General features: G+C 37.6%; 19 protein-coding genes. 8 read left to right on the top strand and 11 right to left on the bottom strand.

Annotated elements, in window-relative coordinates; translation table 11 throughout:
• Positions 1-138: 138 nt before the first annotated feature.
• Together BMMGA3_RS04315 and BMMGA3_RS04310 are read right to left on the bottom strand one after the other, a co-directional pair.
• Positions 139-447: a metal-sulfur cluster assembly factor gene (locus BMMGA3_RS04315; RefSeq protein ID WP_004433555.1), complete on the bottom strand. Its 309-nt coding sequence runs from the start codon at positions 445-447 to the stop codon at positions 139-141.
• A gap of 22 nt (positions 448-469) precedes the next feature.
• Positions 470-1,258 (bottom strand): alpha/beta fold hydrolase, encoded by a 789-nt coding sequence (locus BMMGA3_RS04310; RefSeq protein WP_004433553.1) that lies wholly within the window; start codon positions 1,256-1,258, stop codon positions 470-472.
• 204 nt (positions 1,259-1,462) lie between these two features.
• Between BMMGA3_RS04310 and BMMGA3_RS04305 the strand changes: the two genes are divergently transcribed.
• The 3 genes from BMMGA3_RS04305 to BMMGA3_RS04300 all read left to right on the top strand — a co-directional run bounded on the left by BMMGA3_RS04305 (position 1,463) and on the right by BMMGA3_RS04300 (position 2,725).
• On the top strand, positions 1,463-2,281 hold the full coding sequence (locus tag BMMGA3_RS04305) for a Cof-type HAD-IIB family hydrolase (RefSeq protein WP_004433551.1): 819 nt from the start codon (positions 1,463-1,465) through the stop codon (positions 2,279-2,281).
• 110 nt (positions 2,282-2,391) lie between these two features.
• Entirely contained in the window at positions 2,392-2,544 is a 153-nt protein-coding gene (locus BMMGA3_RS17770; RefSeq protein WP_004433549.1) for a hypothetical protein, read from the top strand.
• 1 nt (position 2,545) lies between these two features.
• A complete protein-coding gene (locus BMMGA3_RS04300) occupies positions 2,546-2,725 on the top strand; it encodes a DUF3813 domain-containing protein (RefSeq protein ID WP_004433546.1) in 180 nt (59 codons plus the stop codon).
• 69 nt (positions 2,726-2,794) lie between these two features.
• Here BMMGA3_RS04300 and BMMGA3_RS04295 read toward each other — a convergent pair whose 3' ends face one another.
• Together BMMGA3_RS04295 and BMMGA3_RS04290 are read right to left on the bottom strand one after the other, a co-directional pair.
• The gene (locus tag BMMGA3_RS04295) at positions 2,795-3,202 is read right to left on the bottom strand and encodes a Gmad2 immunoglobulin-like domain-containing protein (RefSeq protein ID WP_004433544.1); all 408 of its coding nucleotides are present in this window, start codon (positions 3,200-3,202) and stop codon (positions 2,795-2,797) included.
• Between the two features lie 21 nt (positions 3,203-3,223).
• Entirely contained in the window at positions 3,224-4,066 is an 843-nt protein-coding gene (locus BMMGA3_RS04290) for a YitT family protein (RefSeq protein ID WP_004433542.1), read from the bottom strand.
• 177 nt (positions 4,067-4,243) lie between these two features.
• On the opposite strand from BMMGA3_RS04290, the gene BMMGA3_RS04285 reads away from it, so the two are divergent.
• Together BMMGA3_RS04285 and BMMGA3_RS17085 are read left to right on the top strand one after the other, a co-directional pair.
• Positions 4,244-5,101, top strand: coding sequence for a DegV family protein (locus BMMGA3_RS04285; protein ID WP_004433540.1), 858 nt, complete (start codon positions 4,244-4,246; stop codon positions 5,099-5,101).
• A gap of 80 nt (positions 5,102-5,181) precedes the next feature.
• Entirely contained in the window at positions 5,182-5,313 is a 132-nt protein-coding gene (locus tag BMMGA3_RS17085; protein ID WP_004433538.1) for a DUF3941 domain-containing protein, read from the top strand.
• 159 nt (positions 5,314-5,472) lie between these two features.
• Here the strand turns inward: BMMGA3_RS17085 and BMMGA3_RS04280 are convergent, their stop codons facing one another.
• A complete protein-coding gene (locus BMMGA3_RS04280; protein WP_004433536.1) occupies positions 5,473-6,333 on the bottom strand; it encodes a CvfB family protein in 861 nt (286 codons plus the stop codon).
• A gap of 150 nt (positions 6,334-6,483) precedes the next feature.
• Between BMMGA3_RS04280 and BMMGA3_RS04275 the strand changes: the two genes are divergently transcribed.
• Positions 6,484-6,975, top strand: coding sequence for a YajQ family cyclic di-GMP-binding protein (locus tag BMMGA3_RS04275; protein ID WP_004433535.1), 492 nt, complete (start codon positions 6,484-6,486; stop codon positions 6,973-6,975).
• Between the two features lie 136 nt (positions 6,976-7,111).
• On the opposite strand, the gene BMMGA3_RS04270 is transcribed toward BMMGA3_RS04275, so the two are convergent.
• Complete coding sequence (locus BMMGA3_RS04270) at positions 7,112-9,472, bottom strand: glycoside hydrolase family 31 protein (RefSeq protein ID WP_004433533.1); 2,361 nt, start codon at positions 9,470-9,472, stop codon at positions 7,112-7,114.
• 70 nt (positions 9,473-9,542) lie between these two features.
• On the bottom strand, positions 9,543-11,078 hold the full coding sequence (locus tag BMMGA3_RS04265) for an alpha-amylase family glycosyl hydrolase (RefSeq protein WP_004433531.1): 1,536 nt from the start codon (positions 11,076-11,078) through the stop codon (positions 9,543-9,545).
• 186 nt (positions 11,079-11,264) lie between these two features.
• Here BMMGA3_RS04265 and BMMGA3_RS04260 point away from each other — a divergent pair, with 186 nt between their 5' ends.
• A complete protein-coding gene (locus BMMGA3_RS04260) occupies positions 11,265-13,058 on the top strand; it encodes an alpha-glycosidase (protein WP_004433528.1) in 1,794 nt (597 codons plus the stop codon).
• Positions 13,059-13,134: 76 nt separating this feature from the next.
• Here BMMGA3_RS04260 and asnB read toward each other — a convergent pair whose 3' ends face one another.
• Positions 13,135-14,982 carry an asparagine synthase (glutamine-hydrolyzing) gene (asnB, locus tag BMMGA3_RS04255; RefSeq protein ID WP_004433527.1) on the bottom strand — a complete coding sequence of 616 codons (1,848 nt, stop codon included), beginning with the start codon at positions 14,980-14,982 and terminating at the stop codon, positions 13,135-13,137.
• Positions 14,983-15,137: 155 nt separating this feature from the next.
• Between asnB and BMMGA3_RS04250 the strand changes: the two genes are divergently transcribed.
• Entirely contained in the window at positions 15,138-15,713 is a 576-nt protein-coding gene (locus tag BMMGA3_RS04250; protein ID WP_004433525.1) for a DUF2777 domain-containing protein, read from the top strand.
• Between the two features lie 114 nt (positions 15,714-15,827).
• Here BMMGA3_RS04250 and BMMGA3_RS04245 read toward each other — a convergent pair whose 3' ends face one another.
• From BMMGA3_RS04245 to BMMGA3_RS04235, 3 genes are read right to left on the bottom strand one after another with little or no spacing between them, the layout of a single operon-like run.
• Positions 15,828-16,919: an ABC transporter permease gene (locus BMMGA3_RS04245; RefSeq protein ID WP_004433523.1), complete on the bottom strand. Its 1,092-nt coding sequence runs from the start codon at positions 16,917-16,919 to the stop codon at positions 15,828-15,830.
• On the bottom strand, positions 16,916-18,184 hold the full coding sequence (locus BMMGA3_RS04240) for an ABC transporter permease (protein ID WP_038502060.1): 1,269 nt from the start codon (positions 18,182-18,184) through the stop codon (positions 16,916-16,918). Before BMMGA3_RS04240 ends, BMMGA3_RS04245 begins: the two co-directional genes overlap by 4 nt.
• A gap of 11 nt (positions 18,185-18,195) precedes the next feature.
• Positions 18,196-19,128 carry an ABC transporter ATP-binding protein gene (locus BMMGA3_RS04235; protein WP_004433521.1) on the bottom strand — a complete coding sequence of 311 codons (933 nt, stop codon included), beginning with the start codon at positions 19,126-19,128 and terminating at the stop codon, positions 18,196-18,198.
• Positions 19,129-19,171: the final 43 nt, after the last annotated feature.

The following is a 19,171-nucleotide window of genomic DNA, read 5'->3' as shown; positions in this document are numbered from 1 at the left end:
AATATGACAACATAACAAAAAATCTGACATGATTTCTTCTTCCAGGCATAAAAAAACAGCAGAAATTCTGCTGTTTTTTATTAAGAGATGATGATGTCTTCTTAATTAGATAATCGTTTTAGGTGCAATAAAAGATTATTACTGGATGCCTAAAGCAATTTTTGCATATCTTGACATTCTGTCTTTCGTCCATGGCGGGTTAAAAACAATATTAACATCAACATCTTTAATTTCTGGAATATCGGCAAGAGCGCGCTTAACCTGGTCTACGATCGTTCCGGCAAGCGGGCATCCCATTGCTGTCAGTGTCATTGTTACTGTTAATTTTCCCTCTTCATTCATCTCCAAATCATAAACCAATCCTAAATTAACTATGTCTATCCCAAGTTCCGGGTCTATAACAAGCTCAAGAGCACCCATAATGCTGTCTTTAAGATCCTGATCCATGTAGATCACTCTCCTTTTTATTTTAATTCACACTATGACTATTATAACGTGTTAAGTGCTTTTCAAACCATAAAACAGTATTAGCAATTCCCTCTTTACTTACTTCATGACCGGCGTTTTCATCAAGAATAAACATGAGGCGATCGGGATCATAGTCTTTTTTAATTCTTTCATAAAACTCTAAGGAATAATGAAATGGTACAGCTTGATCCTTTTTTCCGTGCCAGAATAGAACAGGTCTGTTTCTCAGTTTTTCCGGCTGAAGAGTTAAATCATATTTTCGGACTTTTTCAAGCAAGCTGTCAACCTCATCCTGGCTTACATTGAGGTCAATTCCGTATTTTTTCATATTTTGCAACTGCCATTTTGCAAACTCTTCATAAGATGGGCTTCCCATCAAAACGACAGCTGCATGAATCCAATCATACTTAGATAATGCACCAAGTGTCACGATGCCTCCCATCGAAGTACCTGCAAGCCCGATTCTTCCTGTATCAATAGTCCCTTTCGCCTCAAAATAATCTTTTATTATCGGTATTTCCTCAATCGTATTTAATACAATTTCCCAAAAATGAAAATTCAAATCCTTTCCGTTTATATTTTCGCTTCTTTCTCCATGAAAGAGCGCTTCTGGCAATACAACTCGAAATCCTTTTTCAGCAAGCAAATAAGCATAATGAAGGTTTTTTTCTTTTATACTTGTAAACCCATGTACAAAAATGACAAGCGGTATTTTTGTTGAAAAATTATTTTGTTTTACAATATGAAGAAAAGGAATATTGTGGATCCGATCTTTCTCAATTGTAATCATTTCATTTCACCACCAAAAAAGCGATAGGGTAAATTTTTTTACAAAATTCATACCGTATTGCTAACATAAGATTCATGGAAGGAATTAAGAGTCAAAACGGAAAATATATATAGATATCTCCTCTTCGTTTAGTTTAGCACGTAAACCAATTTTTTCATAAGAGGATACACTTTTTTTAAAAATTGTTTTTAAAAAGGAGCGTTTATGGCTGAGAAACATTTAATTGTACTTGATTTGGACGGAACTGTGTTAAAAGATGATAAAACAATATCCCATAGAACGAAGAAAGTTATTCTAAAAGCGAAGGAACAGGGGCATAAGGTCATGATTGCCACCGGAAGGCCATTTCGATCAAGTGAAATGTACTACCGTGAATTGCAATTGGATACTCCAATTGTGAACTTTAATGGGGCATTTATCCACCATCCATTAGATAAAAAATGGGGAGTTTACCATTCGCCTTTAGACATGAAAGTAGCAAAAGACATTGTCGATGCATTGGACTCATTCCACTTTCATAATATTATCGCAGAAGTCATCGATGATGTATTCTTACATTATCACGATGAAAAATTATTGGATGTGTTTGGAATAGGGAAACCGAATATTACAACAGGAGATTTGAGAAAATTTTTGAAACATTCCCCAACAAGTATGTTGATACATACTGATGAAGAAAACATCAAAAAAATACGTGCCCATTTATCAGAAGTTCATGCCGAAGTAATCAATCATCGCAGCTGGGCAGCGCCGTGGTATGTCATTGAGATTGTAAAATATGGCCTTAATAAAGCTATAGGTGTAAAAAAAGTTGCTGATTATTTTCAAATTCCTAAAGAAAGAATCATTGCTTTTGGCGACGAAGACAATGATCTAGAAATGCTTGAATTCGCCGGCATTGGCATTGCAATGGAAAACGCCGTTGACGAGCTTAAGAATATTGCTAATGACGTTACACTTTCAAATGAAGATGACGGTGTTGCCATTTATTTAAATGACCTGTTAAACTTAAAAGCAATTTAATTTTTGGTAATCGTTTATCCTGCAATTCTTTTCTCCTACTTAAGCACATACTACAAATGAAACAGCGAGTCTGTTTCGCAAGCTCAAGTACAAATTTTGGAGGGATTTACATGGGTAAACGTAACAAATCAAAGCGCTTTGTACAGCAAAGTGTTGATACAGTATCAAAGCATGATGAACGTATCCCTTATCACATGACATATGCCGAAGCTGAAGCGATGAAAATGGCTAATGTGAAAGAATCCTCACTTGGAGGTGCATAGGATGGGCAACAGGCTGTTCCAGGAAGCGCGAAAGTATGTAAATCTCGCAAAAAATGGAGACACTTCCGGAAAGCAGGAAGCCTTATCCAGAGCAAAAAACGCGATTAGCTCAGCTTATGCCAACTCCACAGTTGCTGAGCAGCGGCAGCTCCAAGAATTACAAAATGAGCTTGATAATTAAAAAAGCGTAAATATTCTTTCAAAACAAGTTTTGCTTAATCCAATTGGAAGCTGGCACAATTTTTCTGTGTCAGCTTTCTTGCGGATAAAACTGTTCTAAAAGAACCGGATAAGAATGGATGATGCTTTTGTCTTTTTTGCTTCGCTCATACAGATTTAAAATCAAGCTTGCATTTACTGGGAGCTTACTTTTATCTATATCAATAGAAATGCTGAATGGAGCCCACTTAGGAAATTTTGTTTTATGCGCCCTTACCGTTTCGGAAATGAACTCATTATGACCGTCTTCCACTGAGTAATAAAACAAGCCCTTAATTGGTCTTGCTTCTCCGCTCACTTTGTAATGCCCTTTTTCACCGCTAACTTTTACATTTCGGAAAACAGGGTTATCTGCAACATTTTGACTTTCCATTGCATACATTTTCCCAGGTAAAAACAACAGTAACAGCAAGCCTAATAATAGAAATAATCGCTTCACAAATACCCCTCCAACACAAATTTAGTCTTTCCGGAAGAGCCCCAAAATTTCAGTCGTCTGTACAATGTTTGTAAATGCCTTAGGATCCACTTCATTTATGATTCTTTCAAGATCGAACAGTTCGTAACGGGTTATCACAATAATCATCATTTCCTTTTTTTCGTTTGTATATGCTCCTTTAGCAGGCACTCTTGTAATTCCCCGCACCAATTTCTTATGAATCGCTTTTTTCAATTCATCCGGTTTCTTTGTAATTATCATCGCTGTAAGCTTTTCATGCCTCGTGTGGATCGCATCAATCACCCTTGTTGATGCATATAAGGTTACAAGGGTGTAAAGTGCCTTTTCCCAGCCATACAAGTATCCTGCTGTGATTATAATAACGGCATTTAATGTAAAAAAATATATACCGACCGGTCTATCTTTCTTTCTAGAAAGCACCATTGCCACAATATCAAGCCCGCCGGTTGAGGCTCCCCATTTAAGTGTAATACCGACCCCGATAGCTGCAATAACTCCTCCAAAAACAGCATTTAGTAAAATGTCATTTGATAATTGTTTTACAGGAACTGCTTCAAGGAAAAACGACATAGATAAAACACTAATAAAACTAAATAAAGTAAAGGATTTCCCTACCTTTTTCCATCCTAAAATCGTTACAGGAATATTAAGCAAAAATAAAAGGATACCTGTTGATATAGAAAATGGCGTATATTCACCCACGATTTTTGAGACTAACTGGGCTACTCCGGCAAAACCGCTGGCATATACATTGGCAGGAATCAAAAAAAAGTTCATTCCTATAGCATTTAATAATGCACCAAATAGCACGACAATTGCTTTTTTCGTTTGCAGCCAGACCATTATGATTCCCCTATTCCTTTAGTGTATGAACTTAGACTTTTATGCACGATAAATTGATTAGCCATATAGAACCCTTATTATTCTTTACCCAAATCAGCTATTTTTTATTTATTTGTCTTTTTCTGATGAAATCGATAAACTTAAAACGTAATTTAAGGAAAGAAAGAAGGTGAAAAAATGCCAGTAAAAATAGTGGCAGACAGTGCATGCGATTTACCTTTAGAATTTTACAACGAGCATCAGGCTGTATTGATTCCTCTGAAAGTACATCTAAATGGACAAGAATATGAAGATCTCAAAACGATTAAACCAAAAATGGTTTACGATGCAATAAGAGAAGGAAAAGTTCCAAAAACCTCACAAGCATCACCACACGGTCTTGAGGAACTTTTCACAAAAATGGCCGAAGCTAACGAAGACGGAATATACATCGCTTTTTCATCCGAACTTTCAGGAACATATCAAACTGCTGTGATGGTCCTTCAACAAGTAAAGGAACAGCATCCCGATTTTAATTTAACGATTGTTGATTCAAAATGCGCATCCCTTGGTCTGGGTCTTGTCGTAATGGAAGCAGCCCGGTTAGCAAAAAATGGCGCTGCAAAAGAAGAAATCCTCAATGATATCCGATTCCGCTGTCAACATATGGAACACCTATTTACAGTTGAAGACCTTGAGTATTTAGCAAAAGGAGGCCGGGTTTCCAAAGCATCCGCTTTTTTAGGGGGATTGCTTAACATTAAACCACTCTTAAATGTTGAAGACGGCAAGCTGATTCCTATTGAAAAAATTCGCGGGAAAAAGAAATTGCTGCGCCGCATCGTTGAATTGATGAAAGAGCGTGGAACCGAATGGAGCAATCAGGTGGTTGGAATCAGCCACGCTGATGACGAAGAGACAGCTCTAGAAATGAAAAACATGATTGAACAGGAATTTAAGCCTAAACATATTGAAATAACCTCGATTGGTGCAGCGATCGGAGCTCATACAGGCCCGGGAACGATTGCGGTCTTTTTCCTAAATCAATTGCCATAATTCTTTTCTCATACATACTCCTGTCAGTAATGTAAACAATAATGTCGCAGTCACCTAATTTTACTGAAAGGGGTATTTTTATGCCGCATACTTCTGATAATGATAAAAAGGCTCAAGACAACCAAGCACTAAGGCATGAAAAAAACATGCTTCGCGAGAAAAACCGGAAAGCCGGAAAGAACCAATACTCAAAAAACACGGACCATCTATGATAAGAATAGAGGCTGTCTCATAAGGGTCTGACCCCATGTTCGTTTATCAATATATAGCACATTTATGCAACATTATGTCCTATATATTGTGTTATGGGGTCTGACCCTCTGGCTTTTGAGACAGCCTCTTCTTTTATGATTCTAAAATGGTGCTTATATCTATTTCTTAAGATATGTCCAGCCTTCCTCCTGATAGATTTTACCGTCTTTCATTAACCGTCCGAGAGCCCTTTTAAATGCACTTTTGCTCAAATTAAACCGTTCCATAATGTCTTCAGGCAAGCTTTTATCGGAATAAGGCATCGCACCGTTCCGGGATTGAAGAAAAGCAAAAATCCGTTCTGCATCATCATCCAAAGTCTCCTGCTTTCTCCCCAGCAATGATACATTTATGCTCCCGTCAATTTTGACATCGATAATTCGCCCTTCTACTTTTTCACCGAGCCTTGGCTCTTTTTCTCTCTGTGATTCGTGAATAAACCCTTTAAAGCCTTCAGTTGTATAAACCCAGCTGCCAACCTTTGCCGTACGATAAATATGGCCCTGAACATTTTTATTAAAATCCTTTTTCGTTGCTTTTACAGCAATCTCTTCGATCACTTTATCGGTTGCCAGTCGCGCATACATCCGATTATTGCGGCTAATCCGGATTGTAGTAAAAAGCATATCTCCCTTAATAGGCCAAACAGATTTATGTGCAGGCAAATCTTCTTCACCCAATAACAGTTCTTTTTTAATACCGATATTTAAAAAAATACCTATTCCCGGTTTCACATCTGCAGCCTGTGCCCATCCATAATGATTGACAGTAATAAACGGAATTGTATCAGTTGCGGCAATTCTGCCTTTTGCATCAGGATAAAGGAATACCTCTACATCCTCTTCTTCTGTATATTCACGCTTTGCTTCATTTTTATGCAGCATCACGTCTTCGCAGCCATCTGTTAAAAAATAGCCAAATTCTGTAATACGTGCTACTTTTAAATTGACCACTTGGCCCAATCGTGCAGTCAAGGACACCTTAATCCCTCCAATTGTTTGTTTCATTTTATATCTACTATAGCGCTTGTCATGGCTGAGCATGGCACTTCCGCTTTTCATATAAAGTTGTTTGAATTGCTAAATTTTACTATAATGGTGCCATAATTAAAAATGATTACGGAGGTTAATATGGCAAAAGAAAGTTCATTTGATATTGTATCCAAAGTCGATCTGTCTGAAGTAACAAACGCGATTAATATGGCGATGAAAGAAATTCAAACTCGCTACGACTTTAAAGGGAGCAAAAGTGATATTAATCTAGAAAAGGAAGAACTAGTTCTTATTTCTGATGATGAGTACAAACTCGGACAATTAAAAGATGTTTTAATCGGGAAATTAATTAAAAGAGGTGTCCCTATTAAAAATCTTGATTACGGCAAAATTGAAAATGCTTCCGGAGGTACAGTAAGACAAAGAGCAAAACTTATTCAAGGTATTGATAAAGAAAACGCAAAAAAAATCAACACCATTATTAAAAACAGCGGCTTAAAAGTGAAAAGCCAAATACAGGATGACCAAATTCGCGTATCCGGAAAGAGCAGGGATGATTTGCAAAAAATCATTGCGGCTATACGAGAAGCCGATCTGTCTATTGAGGTTCAATTTATTAATTACCGATAAATGTGGCGGGGCTTGCTCCTCAATATGGAGCCAGCCCCCTTGCATTTTGGTAAATGAGAACGTGCTTTCCACACTGTTTAGCATTATGAGCCACTTTCGAGTATTTATGAGCCACTTTTTAAGATTTATAAGCCAATCAACAAATAACTGTTCGCCAATTATTTTCTTTTTTCTGCAAGGATTTTTCTTGTCCATTTATAATTAATGCGAAATTTTCAGGGGCTCCATGCACAATCAGTTCTATTTCTTTCCATTCAGGCTTATAGCTGCCTTCATCAGAAATGGTCAAGGAAATTTCATCCTTTGTGCATTTTACATGAAAAATCTTTCGTAAATAGTTTCCTTGCTCATATTCAAATGTACTTCCGTCATCTTCATACAATTTAAAAGAAGATGATGTGCTTTTACCATAATACAGATGGAGAGTAAGCTTTTCGTCTTTTATTGCCGTTGATCGTTTTACCGATCCGTGAACAAGGATAGAGCCTTGTTTAATAAAAATCGGCAGCTTATTTAAATCTGCTTTTACAAGATGGTGTTTTCCGCCTTCAAATACTTCTTCCGTCCAGTAATCCACCCAGTTCCCTTCAGGAAGATAAACAACGCGATGTTGAACGGAAGGTTGCATAATTGGTGCAATAATGACATTATCGCCAACCATAAATTGGTCAGAAAGATTATACGTATTTTCATCTTTTGGGTATTCCATCATTAACGGGCGCATAACTGGAGTCCCAGTATGGTGGGCTTCAGCAAAGAGCGAATATAAATGCGGAAGCCATTGGTAACGCAATTCAATATATTTCTTTATGGCTTTTTCATATTTTTCTCCGAATGACCATGGTTCTTGGCGCGCAAAACCAAGGGCGCTATGATTGCGGAAAAATGGTATAAATGCCCCAACCTGAGTCCAGCGTACAAGCAGCTCTCCATTTGAATCATGTGCAAATCCGCCAACGTCGGCCCCGGCAAACGGAATGCCTGATAAGCCTAGGTTCATCACCATTGGAATGGACATTTGTAAATGCTCCCAGAAGCTTCGGTTATCCCCTGTCCATACGGCTGCGTATCGTTGAATTCCTGAGTAACCTGCACGGGTTAACAAGAAAGGCCTCTTGCCGTTTAGCTGCTTTTTCATTCCGCTGTAAGTTGATTCTCCCATCATCAATCCGTAAATATTGTGAAGTTCCCGATGGGTGCGAGGATCACCGTCATTATCATGCATGACTTTGACATCCATCGTTTTCGTTTCGTTGAACACTGCAGGCTCATTCATATCATTCCAAATGCCTTCAATGCCTAAATCACTATAAAACCTATGTTTCTCTCCCCACCATTTCCTTACTTTTGAACTTGTAAAATCAGGGAAGGCGCTGTTACCCGGCCAAACGTCGCCAAAATAAATATTCCCTTCAATATATTTGCAGAAATGATCTCCGCGGATGCCCTCCTGGTAGATATAATATTCAGGATCTTCCTTTACACCGGGATCAACAATTGGAACAATCCGGATTCCTTGTTCCTTTAAATCTTTAATAAGCTGCTTCGGATTCGGAAATCTCTCTTTATCAAATGTAAAAACTCTGTAGCCGTCCATATAATGAATATCCAAGTAAATCACATCAAGCGGTATTCCTTTTTCAATAAAAGTTTTTGCTAATTCACGAACTTCCTGCTCTGTTTCATAGCTGTAACGGGATTGGTGGTAACCGATTGCCCATTTTGGCGGAATCGGCATTCTTCCCGTTAAAAATGTGTATTGTTCCAGTACATCTTTCGGAGTTGGACCGGCCAGGACGTAGTAATTAATTTGTCCGCCTTCTGCTGAAAAAGAATAATTTGTTTCCTCTGAGCGAAAGTCAAACGTTGTCTTAAACGTATTATCAAAAAAGATCCCGTGTGCGAACCCGTTTCTTAACGTCATAAAATATGGAATCGATTGATATAAAGAATCCGTTTCAGGGTTGTGCGGTGCGTAAACATCACTGTTCCACATCGTCATTTTTTCACCGCGTTTATCCAAAAATCCTGTTTTTTCCCCAAATCCGTAAAAATGATCTTCCGGTTCCATTTCCTTATAGCAGATAATCTCTTTTGATTCCTTAAATCCCATCCCTTTTGCACCTTCTTTTACAAGCACGCGGCCATCTGGATCGGCTATCGTAATACGCAATGGGGATTTCTCTAAATAAACTTGTAATTTTGCAGAAGATAAAAGAATTTGCCCGTTTTTTTCACATACGGTTACTTCCGTTTTCTCACCATCCGTAATTAGAGCAGGGCTGCTGCATAAAGTTGTCTCACCAAATGGATTTAACACAAAACGCACAATATCATCGCGGTAGAATTTAATGAATAATGTTCCGGATTCTGTATTTACTGATGCGCCGCTTTCTGTTTTTACAACCTTTAATACATTCCCGATTTCCTTGTAGTCTGGAGTCTGCATTTGCTTTTTTTGTCCTGGATGAATAGCAAAGCTCGAATCCTCTAACATGCCGTAATCCTCCTTTTAGTCCCAATCAATAAATATCAGCGGGGATAAACCCCACTGATTTCACTATATACTAGGAGATTTTTTTTCTTCCTTTCTTCCAAGCTAAAACAAGAAATAGAATAAAGGACGTAATAACTGCCGCCATGATGACAAAAAAAGAAATGTTTAGCCCTGTTTTTTCTGCCAAAAAGTAAATCTCTGCTTGATCACGGTCAAGAAACAGGTTGTATTCTCCGTTTTGGCTTCGGACAAGGTCTCCATTCAGTAATCCTCTCAGTTCTTTGCCATCCTCAATATCTTTCTTTGTTAATGTCACCTTCTGTGACTTCGTTGTATTATTTATGGCAATAACAGAGGTTTCATTCCCATACACTCGTTTATAAACTGCCATACCCTTTTTCTCGTGTAAAAGTTCCATTGTCCCTTTTGTTAAAGAAGGATGCTTATCTCGCAATTCTCCTATTTTTGAAATATAATCGATCAATTCTTTGTCTGTCTGAAAGTCCATAATCCGACGGTTGTCAGGTGCTTCACCCCCGTCAAGGGCAATTTCACTTCCGTAATAAACAATCGGTATACCAGGTGTAGTATATAAATAAGTTAGCGCCAACTTCCATCTCGGGCCCGGATGCAGATTGTTATTAATTGCTTCCCGCGTAAAACGGACGGTATCGTGATTGTCCATAAACGTCCCCATTAAAAATGGATTTTTATATATTTTTTTATTTCTTTCCCATACGGTAAAAAGCCCCTTTAATGATTGGTCAGGCTTGGCAAATGCAGTTCGCAAATAGTCATTTAACGGGTAGTCAACAAACCCGTCTATACCTGCCTTTACATATCGGGCTATGTAAGTTGGATCGTTTGACCGGACCACACCTAACAGATAAAAATCTTTTTTCTCTTTTTTTATTTCTTTTGCAAAATCCACCCAAAAACTGACAGGGACATGATTTACCGCATCAAGTAGATATCCGTCAATATCGGTCTGTTTAATCCACCATTTAGCCGCATCCAGCAAATATTTCTTAACTTCGGGATTTTCTTGGGCAAGATCGGGAAGACCGTAAAGCCAGCCATTCTCAAGTTCTTTCTGGTCATTCCAATTGACAATCTCCTTTTTCTCATGAAACCAATCTTGTTTTTCAGGGTCATTCACCCATTTATGATGAGGTCCGACATTATTTGCAACAAAATCAAGAATTACTTTCATGTTCCGCTTATGTGCTTCCTTGACCAATTCTTTAAATTTATCAATAGAGCCAAAATGCTCTTCTGTTTTATAAAAATCTTTTATCCAATAACCAGGATAACCTTTTTCCTCATTATCAAAGATCGGTGTCAGGCAAATTGCCGTAAACCCCATATCTTTTATATAATCTAGCTTGTCAATAATCCCTTGAAAATCTCCTCCTTGATATGCATTCGGATCATTGACATCAACTTTAAAATTATTGGTTGTATCCCCATCATTAAAACGGTCAACCATTAAAAAATAAATAGTTTCATCTTGCCATTTCCGTTCTTCTTTTTCTGCTGCCTCTATTGGGGCGGAGTAAAAAAGAAGAAACGGGATTAAGATGAAAGTAAGAAAAAATTTTTTCATCCCCTGTTCCTCCTTGAGTATCTTTACGCTTTAAGATTAGCCTTTGTTCCCCATCCCGTCAAACCTGAGTTGAAGAATTTTTGGAATGAGAGGAACAGTATGGAAATGGAATCATTTTGACATAATTGATCTAATTTGTTTCTTTCTTAATTCATATTGTAATTTATTTAATTAGAAGTAAAATTAATGCAAACGTTTGCATTATCTGAGGTGATTTTCATGATTGAGTATTCTTCTGTTTTTCATCGGCCGACTGATAATTTTGCCTATCCATTTGGGGAAGTATCGTTGCATATACGAATAAAAACGAAAAAGAATAACATTTTAAAAGCAGAACTTTTATACGGAGATCAATATGAATGGAAAAACACGAGCTGGATTTATTTTAAGCAAGAATTACAAAAAATAGGCTCCGATTTTTTATTCGACTACTGGCAGATTGAAATAATACCGCCTTATCAACGGTTGAGATACGGTTTTATTTTGCATAGTGGAAACGAACAAACAACTTATACTGAAAAAGGATTTTTTCAAGAGCCGCCTCAAGATCCCAGTTTTTACTTTTGTTTCCCATATTTACACAGGAGTGAAATATTCCGGGCGCCTGAATGGGTAAAGAATACGGTCTGGTATCAGATTTTTCCGGAAAGATTTGCAAATGGAGATGAATCAATTAATCCTCCAAATACGTTAAGATGGGGTTCGAAACCTCCTGCTCCTGATAACTTTTTTGGCGGTGATTTTCAAGGAGTAATGGATCATCTCGATTACTTGAGAGAATTAGGAATAAGCGGCATTTATTTTACACCGATTTTTAAAGCATATTCAAATCATAAATACGATACGATCAATTACTTTGAAATTGACCCTCAATTCGGAAGCAAGGAAGTTTTTAAACAACTCGTGGAAAAATGCCATGAAAACGGAATAAAAGTTATGCTCGATGCGGTATTTAACCATAGCGGATATTTTTTTGAGCCTTTTCAGGACGTTTTAAGAAACGGGGAAAATTCTCGCTACCGACATTGGTTTCATATAAATGAATTTCCCTTAAAAGGGGGAAAACTGCCGAATTATTCAACCTTTGCGTTTGTCGAGTCGATGCCAAAATTAAATACACAAAATCCTGAAGTAAAAGAGTATCTTCTGGAAGTGGGGAAATATTGGGTCAGGGAATTTGATATTGACGGATGGAGGCTTGATGTAGCGAACGAAATTGACCATCAATTTTGGCGAGATTTTAGAAGTGAAGTAAAAAAGATTAAACCCGACTTATATATTTTAGGAGAGGTATGGCATGATGCAATGCCGTGGCTGCGTGGAGACCAATTTGATGCGGTCATGAATTATCCATTTCTGACAAACGTAATAAACTTTTTTGCAAAAGAAACAATTTCATCAAAAGAATTTACTGAAAAAATGACGTCCGTCCTTTTCCAATACCCGGCTACTGTAAATGAAGCCATATTTAATCTTATTGGAAGCCATGATACACCGAGAATCATGACAGAATGCGGTGAAAATGTAGACAAGGTAAAATTAATCTTTACTTTCTTGCTTACATTTATTGGAACACCTTGCATCTATTACGGAGATGAGATCGGATTAACGGGAGATATGGACCCAGGATGCCGAAAATGCATGCCATGGGAAGAGGAAAACCAAAATAAGGATTTGTTCCGGCATATCCAGCGCCTCATTAAGCTTCGTGCCAAAGAAAAATTGCTCAGTAATGAGGGACACATTGAATTTTTAACACCGGCTGAGAATAGCAGCTGTGTATCGTTCATAAAGTCAAATGGAAAGGAAAATGTATTTGTAGTGCTAAATTCATCCGGCAAAGAAGCAAAATTTTCGGTCCCATTTAATTTAAAAGGAAAAAAAGTCACAAATCTGATAGATGGAACGGAATTTGCATCGGAAGCAGAACATCATTATATCTCCTTAAAAGCGTATGAACACGCTATTTTTAAATTTTAATTAAAATTGAGGCGGACTCAATATGGACCGCCTCTTATTGTTTTTATAAAAACATAAGTGAATGAGTCAATTTCGATTAATCAACAATATTAATTTTGTAATCTTTAAACCAAATATGAACTTGGGCCAGATAGGCCAATAACTGAGGACCTGTCATTAGTTGCCCGAACCATGGAATTTTAAAAGCCGTACCTTCCGTTTCAATAATTTCCTTTAGCTGTTTTTGGTCAAAAAATTCATATAGAGCGGAATTTTTGTCTTTTAAACTATCCTCTAATAATTTCTTCACTGCCATTAAATATTTCGGATGGTGTGTTTTTGGATAAGGGCTCTTTTTCCGGTAAAGAACTTCTTCTGGGAGAATTCCTTCTAAAGCTTTTCTTAAGATTCCTTTTTCCCGATTGCCGTACATTTTCATTTCCCAAGGAATGTTCCACACGTATTCTACGAGTCGGTGGTCTGCAAAAGGAACCCTCACTTCGAGGCTTGCTCCCATGCTCATCCTGTCTTTTCTGTCTAAAAGGGTTGTCATAAACCAGATCTTATTTAAATAAAATAATTCCCTTCGTTTAACATCTTCCGTACCTTCCCCATCAAGCCGGGGTGTTTCTGATATTGTTTCCTGATACATTGCCAATGTGTAATCCCGAAGGTTCAATTTGCTTCTCCAGTGCTCTTTCAAAAGGCTTTCCCTCGCCTCCGTAGACCTCATCCATGGAAAGCCTGAACGATTTAGATCTTCTGTTCGATGAAACCACGGGTATCCCCCAAATATTTCATCTGCACATTCTCCTGATAAGCTGACAACAAAATCTTTCTTAATTTCACGGCAAAACCAAAGTAGTGAGGAGTCTATATCAGCCATGCCGGGCAGATCTCTTGCAAGGACAGCTTCAATAAGAGAGTCTGCAAGCTGTTCTTGTGAAATTATACAGCGATGATGGACCGTTTCAAAAGATTTTGACATTTTTTGAATCCAAGGCTCATCTGAATTCGGCTGAAATTCATTTGCTTGAAAATATTGGTCATTTCCTTCGTATTCGATGGAATATGTGTGCAATCTCCCTTTCCCATCATTTCTAAATTCATTTGCTGCAATCGCAGTTATCGCGCTTGAATCAACTCCACCCGATAAAAATGTACACAATGGAACATCTGAAACGAGCTGTCTTTTGACTGAATCTGTTACTAAGTACCTAACTTTTTCCACTGTTTCTTCTAAACTATCTGTATGATATTCACTCTTAACGTTCCAATAACGATATGTCTTTAAACCGTTTCTTGAAAATATGAGTGCATGTGCGGGTCTTAGCTCTTTTATCCCTTTGAACACACCTTGCCCCGGTGAACGGGAAGGCCCCAGCCCAAATATTTCAGCTAATCCTTCTCTGTCCAGTTCAGGTTTAATGTGAGGATGAGCCAGCAAACTCTTTAGCTCCGACCCAAAAAGAAGTCCTTTTCTATGTTCAACAAAAAATAATGGTTTAACCCCTAACCGATCCCTTCCGATAAAAAGCTGTTCTTTTCTTTCATCCCAAACCGCAAAAGCAAAAATGCCGTTTAAATGATCAACACATTTTTCCTCCCATTCCATATATGCTGTCAATAGGACCTCAGTATCAGAATGGCCATGAAATGAATATCCTTTAATAAGCAGTTCTTTTCTTATATCTTCCGTGTTGTAAAGTTCACCGTTGTAACTAATGATATAGTTTTGACCATTTTTTTCTTTAATCATCGGTTGCTTGCCCCCGGAAGGGTCAACCACAACGAGCCGTTTATGGCCAAAGCCTACATGCAGCCCGGTCCATACATTTGTTTCATCCGGACCGCGCTTCGACAAAGTTTCCGCCATTAATTCAATTACAGCTTTCTCTTTTTGAATATTTTTTTCAAAATCAACCCAACCGGTTATCCCGCACATTTCCCTCATCCTTTCTTAGCGGAACAAATTGCATGCTTTTATTTTATGCAGTGCTTATAAAATGGTTAATTGTCCTAATTATGCCGATATACAGTTATAAATTTCACGAAAACTGTCTACAAAGGATGGTGAGGCAATTTTCATGGAGGTTAGTCATGAATCGACATCAACGATTAAAGCTTTTTGAACATCAAATGAGGGCTTTTAATGAAGGAACCGTAGAATATATTAACGGACAATGGGTTTTCTTTGACAGAGAAACTGAAGAAGCATCAATATTGGATGATCTTCTTCATCGAGAAATTGAAGTTTTCCGGTATAACCGGTGGAAAAAAGGAATTTTATTTGAAGATGGAAAAATAGGATTGAAAGATGAAATCCATTATTTAAAAGATCAGGATTTAATTAGAATTCGAAAAAATTTAATTTTTGCGTTAGATCAATTATTGAATGAAATAAATGATGAAGCGTTTATTCAGTTTGTTACATCGCTCAATTCGTTGCAGTTTTCAATCTATGATTGTATTTATTGCTATAACCATCTTGATTTTTTGGGGGATCTTGCACGAAAAAGCGGTGTCAATTTTATGGTTTTTGATAATCAGGATCAAATTTGCGCCGTACAGCACCATTTTTTTTATTACGAGAAAATGAATGACCGTTTTGAATTTACTTTGAACACCGGAAAGCGGATGGTTATTGAAAAATATCTTCCTGACACAAAAGGCTGACCTTTAAGGTTCTGACTCCCTTCAACAGTGGCAATATATTCATTCATTTTTGTCTAAATGTAATATTGGAGGGGTCCGACCCTTTGCATTTAAGTCAGCCTTTTATTCATGTTCCTAAACATGTCTTCGTTCAATTAGCCTTATTCCAATACCCATCATAACGACACCCATTAATAACAAAATACCGATTGGATATAATAGTTCTTGCAGCGAAGACTTGGAAATGACAGCACCTTTTAATAGTTCCATGCCATACGTTACCGGTATTACTTTCGAAATGGCCAGAAGCCATTTCGAACTTACAATTTCAAGCGGCCAATACGCTCCCCCGAGCATCGCAAAACTTACACCGACCAAAGGCAGGAGCGCATTAAACTGTCCCGTCGTTTTTACTAAACCTGTCAGCAATATCGTTAACGCGACAATAGAAAATAGATAAGGAATAATAATGAGAAGCGCTTTTCCGAAAGCTCCATGAAAATCAACTCCGGCACCAAAGCGAAACACCAGGAAGATAAATACCACTTGCACATATCCGATTAGAAAACTGTATATCAAGTTAGCCGTATAAACCGCAACTTTTGAAGTAGGTGAAATAATAATCCGATCCCATATTCCCATCTGTTTTTCATTTAATATATCGACAACATTAAAACCTATTGTGTAGATGACAAAAAATAAAGTAAATCCAAATAATGATTGAAGAGTCTGGTTATAAGACGGCTTTTCTTCGTTAGCAAAATAGGATGTTTTCAAACTGAACATTTCAGGCCATTCCACTTCGTTTCTGTCGATATCAGTTGATTTCCTGGCGATACCTTCCATTGCCTTTTGTTTTTCATTTCGTTCGTAAAAGCTTTTTACATATTGCTCAAGCAAAGGAATATTTTTCGTATTTCCTGCGACATAAATCGTATACTTGCTTTTCTCAAGATGAACGCCTGCTTCAACTTTCCCCTCGGAAACCCTTTCTTTTACATCCTCTTCTGTTGATTGCTTAAAATGAAAGACATCCCCCTTGTTTAGTTGATTAATATATAATTTAAGTTCATCTGCTTCCATCGAACTGTAAACGGGAATTTCCACTTTATCAAATCCCGCTTTACCAACCATAAACGCAAATAACATGCAAATAAGAGTCGTGGCGATTAATGCACCCGGTTTTCGCACAAGCAGCCTAAACTTTCCAATCATAATCCCTATCATACCGCTTCACCTCTTTTTGGCTGAAGAATTAGAGCAAATGTAATAAGAATCATTGCCAAAATCACGATTGCCAGCAGTTCAGTATATATTTTTCCAATTGGATACCCCTGCATTGCCTTTAAGTAAGCAGAGACTCCTGCGCCGACCGGCGTGTAGCTGCTGAATTTTTCGAACGATTTTCCCAACTGCGAGACAGGAAAGAAACCGCCTCCTACAAAAGTTAAAATTGGTACCAGAAATGATGAGAAGATATTGGAAGTCTTTTTATAATTGCTGCGATAGCTTAAAGAAGATAAAAATACGGCAAAACCTCCAATCATAAGTGACAGCGCAACAGTAATCGCCAAATAATTGATGAAATTAGGCCAGTGCACCTTGAAAATGACCGCGGCAAGGCCATAAAGAATGTTCAGCTGACAAAAGGCGACTATTGTTGCAGAAACAAAAATTCCTAAGAAAAAGATAAATACAGGTACATTTGCAAGTATGATTCGATTAAAAACAAGACTTTCTTTTTGTTCATAAGCATAAGTGGCAACCGTTGAAGCTACGTAAAAGATAAACATGACACTCATTCCGACTGCATAATAGGCAACAGAACTAATAGGTTCTTTGGCAGTAATCGTTTCTATTGAGCCTAAACTTCGATGCGTTTGCTTCAGCAAATCCATGCTTTCTGGATGAAACCCATCTGAATTTGCAGCAGCAATCAACGACATGTCTTGCTGAAAGGTTGAAAGAATATCCCGAAGCACTCCAGCTTCAAGTCCTTCGGATTCATTTAATTGAACTTTTAACTGCGGTTCTTTTTTTTCGTGAAATATAGCTTTCCGATAAAAATCATACGTAAAATTTTCCGGGATTTCGATAATGCCGCTATATTGTTTTTTATTTTTTTCTGCTTCCTGTTCAGAGATTTGCTCCACTTTGATAATGTCTTTTAATTCATTGCTTTTAAAAATTTCTTCGGTTAGGACAGCGATCGGATGAAACTTGCTGATTCCATTTTTTATTTGATTTTTTTGCTCTCCCGGTATAGGCAGATTGTTCAAGTCCTCCATGATCTGCTCAATTCCTTTTTCGGGATGGTCCTTTTGAATAACCCCAACCTTCACGCTTATATCAGGAATCTCCCCATTGTTAACAGCCGAAAGAGCATTGCCGAGAATACAGATCAAAACAAATGGCATTAGAAGAAGCACAATCAATTCGCGGGGACGCCGCCAAAACATTAATAAATCTTTTTTTACCATTTGAAGCAGCATGCGATCTCCTCCTAATCCCTTAATTGCCTGCCTGTTAAGTGCAGAAAGACATCTTCTAATGTCGGGGTTTCAATATTAACAGAAACAATATTCGTTTCGGTTTCTTCAGCAGCTTTAAATATATCTTTTAAAATATGAACCTGCTTAGGAACAATGATCGTTACATACGGTTCTTTGGCAGAAATGTTTTTAATTCCCGGAATTTGTTCCAAAGCTTCCAGAAAAGTCCCTTTCAGCATTTCAACTTTAATTAAAATGGACTGTTCTTGGGATAAAATGCTTTTAATATCCTCTTTTGTCCCGGATGCAATGATGCGGCCACTATCCATAATGTAAATACGGTCACATAAATATTCCACTTCCTCCATGTAATGGCTCGTGTATAAAACCGTCATTTTTTTCTCTTTATTCAGCCGTTTTACCGTTTCGAGGATATAATTTCGTGACTGCGGGTCAATCCCGACAGTAGGTTCATCCATAATGACAATTTCAGGATTATGGAGAAGCGCTGCCCCGATATTCAACCTCCTCTTCATTCCACCGGAAAATGTTTTGACAAGCTCTTTCTCTCTGTCTTTTAAACCAATAATCTCCAAAACTTCTTCGATCCGCTTTCTTAACTCTTGTTTCGGTATTTGATGAATAGCGCCAAAAAATTCTAAATTTTCACGGGCCGTTAGTTCCATATACAGGGCCACTTCTTGAGGTACAACTCCTAATATTTTCCTAAGTTTTTGAGGCGTTTTTAAAATGCTGTTATTCCCCAGTCTTATATCTCCTTCTGTAGGACGGATTAGCGAAGAAATCATCGAAATGGTGGTAGACTTTCCTGCTCCGTTTGGTCCAAGCAATCCAACCGTTTCTCCCTTTTCCAAATACAAATTTACACTGTTTACTGCCTTTTTATTTTTAAAATGCTTTGAAAGATTGACAACCTCTAACATTCAATCTCCTCCTTCTCAATTAAATGATAAATCGTTTAAGAAT

Source organism: Bacillus methanolicus MGA3 (assembly GCF_000724485.1).
Classification (GTDB): domain Bacteria; phylum Bacillota; class Bacilli; order Bacillales; family Cytobacillaceae; genus Bacillus_Z; species Bacillus_Z methanolicus_A.
This window is presented reverse-complemented; position numbering and strand designations above follow the sequence as displayed.

What these genes read in the sequence shown, in the direction of transcription:
- BMMGA3_RS04315 (WP_004433555.1), bottom strand. Translation starts at nt 447, where the DNA reads ATGGATCAGGATCTTAAAGACAGCATTATGGGTGCTCTTGAGCTTGTT.
- BMMGA3_RS04310 (WP_004433553.1), bottom strand. Translation starts at nt 1,258, where the DNA reads ATGATTACAATTGAGAAAGATCGGATCCACAATATTCCTTTTCTTCAT.
- BMMGA3_RS04305 (WP_004433551.1), top strand. Translation starts at nt 1,463, where the DNA reads ATGGCTGAGAAACATTTAATTGTACTTGATTTGGACGGAACTGTGTTA.
- BMMGA3_RS17770 (WP_004433549.1), top strand. Translation starts at nt 2,392, where the DNA reads ATGGGTAAACGTAACAAATCAAAGCGCTTTGTACAGCAAAGTGTTGAT.
- BMMGA3_RS04300 (WP_004433546.1), top strand. Translation starts at nt 2,546, where the DNA reads ATGGGCAACAGGCTGTTCCAGGAAGCGCGAAAGTATGTAAATCTCGCA.
- BMMGA3_RS04290 (WP_004433542.1), bottom strand. Translation starts at nt 4,066, where the DNA reads ATGGTCTGGCTGCAAACGAAAAAAGCAATTGTCGTGCTATTTGGTGCA.
- BMMGA3_RS04285 (WP_004433540.1), top strand. Translation starts at nt 4,244, where the DNA reads ATGCCAGTAAAAATAGTGGCAGACAGTGCATGCGATTTACCTTTAGAA.
- BMMGA3_RS17085 (WP_004433538.1), top strand. Translation starts at nt 5,182, where the DNA reads ATGCCGCATACTTCTGATAATGATAAAAAGGCTCAAGACAACCAAGCA.
- BMMGA3_RS04275 (WP_004433535.1), top strand. Translation starts at nt 6,484, where the DNA reads ATGGCAAAAGAAAGTTCATTTGATATTGTATCCAAAGTCGATCTGTCT.
- BMMGA3_RS04270 (WP_004433533.1), bottom strand. Translation starts at nt 9,472, where the DNA reads ATGTTAGAGGATTCGAGCTTTGCTATTCATCCAGGACAAAAAAAGCAA.
- BMMGA3_RS04265 (WP_004433531.1), bottom strand. Translation starts at nt 11,078, where the DNA reads ATGAAAAAATTTTTTCTTACTTTCATCTTAATCCCGTTTCTTCTTTTT.
- BMMGA3_RS04260 (WP_004433528.1), top strand. Translation starts at nt 11,265, where the DNA reads ATGCAAACGTTTGCATTATCTGAGGTGATTTTCATGATTGAGTATTCT.
- asnB (WP_004433527.1), bottom strand. Translation starts at nt 14,982, where the DNA reads ATGTGCGGGATAACCGGTTGGGTTGATTTTGAAAAAAATATTCAAAAA.
- BMMGA3_RS04250 (WP_004433525.1), top strand. Translation starts at nt 15,138, where the DNA reads ATGAATCGACATCAACGATTAAAGCTTTTTGAACATCAAATGAGGGCT.
- BMMGA3_RS04245 (WP_004433523.1), bottom strand. Translation starts at nt 16,919, where the DNA reads ATGATAGGGATTATGATTGGAAAGTTTAGGCTGCTTGTGCGAAAACCG.
- BMMGA3_RS04240 (WP_038502060.1), bottom strand. Translation starts at nt 18,184, where the DNA reads ATGCTGCTTCAAATGGTAAAAAAAGATTTATTAATGTTTTGGCGGCGT.
- BMMGA3_RS04235 (WP_004433521.1), bottom strand. Translation starts at nt 19,128, where the DNA reads ATGTTAGAGGTTGTCAATCTTTCAAAGCATTTTAAAAATAAAAAGGCA.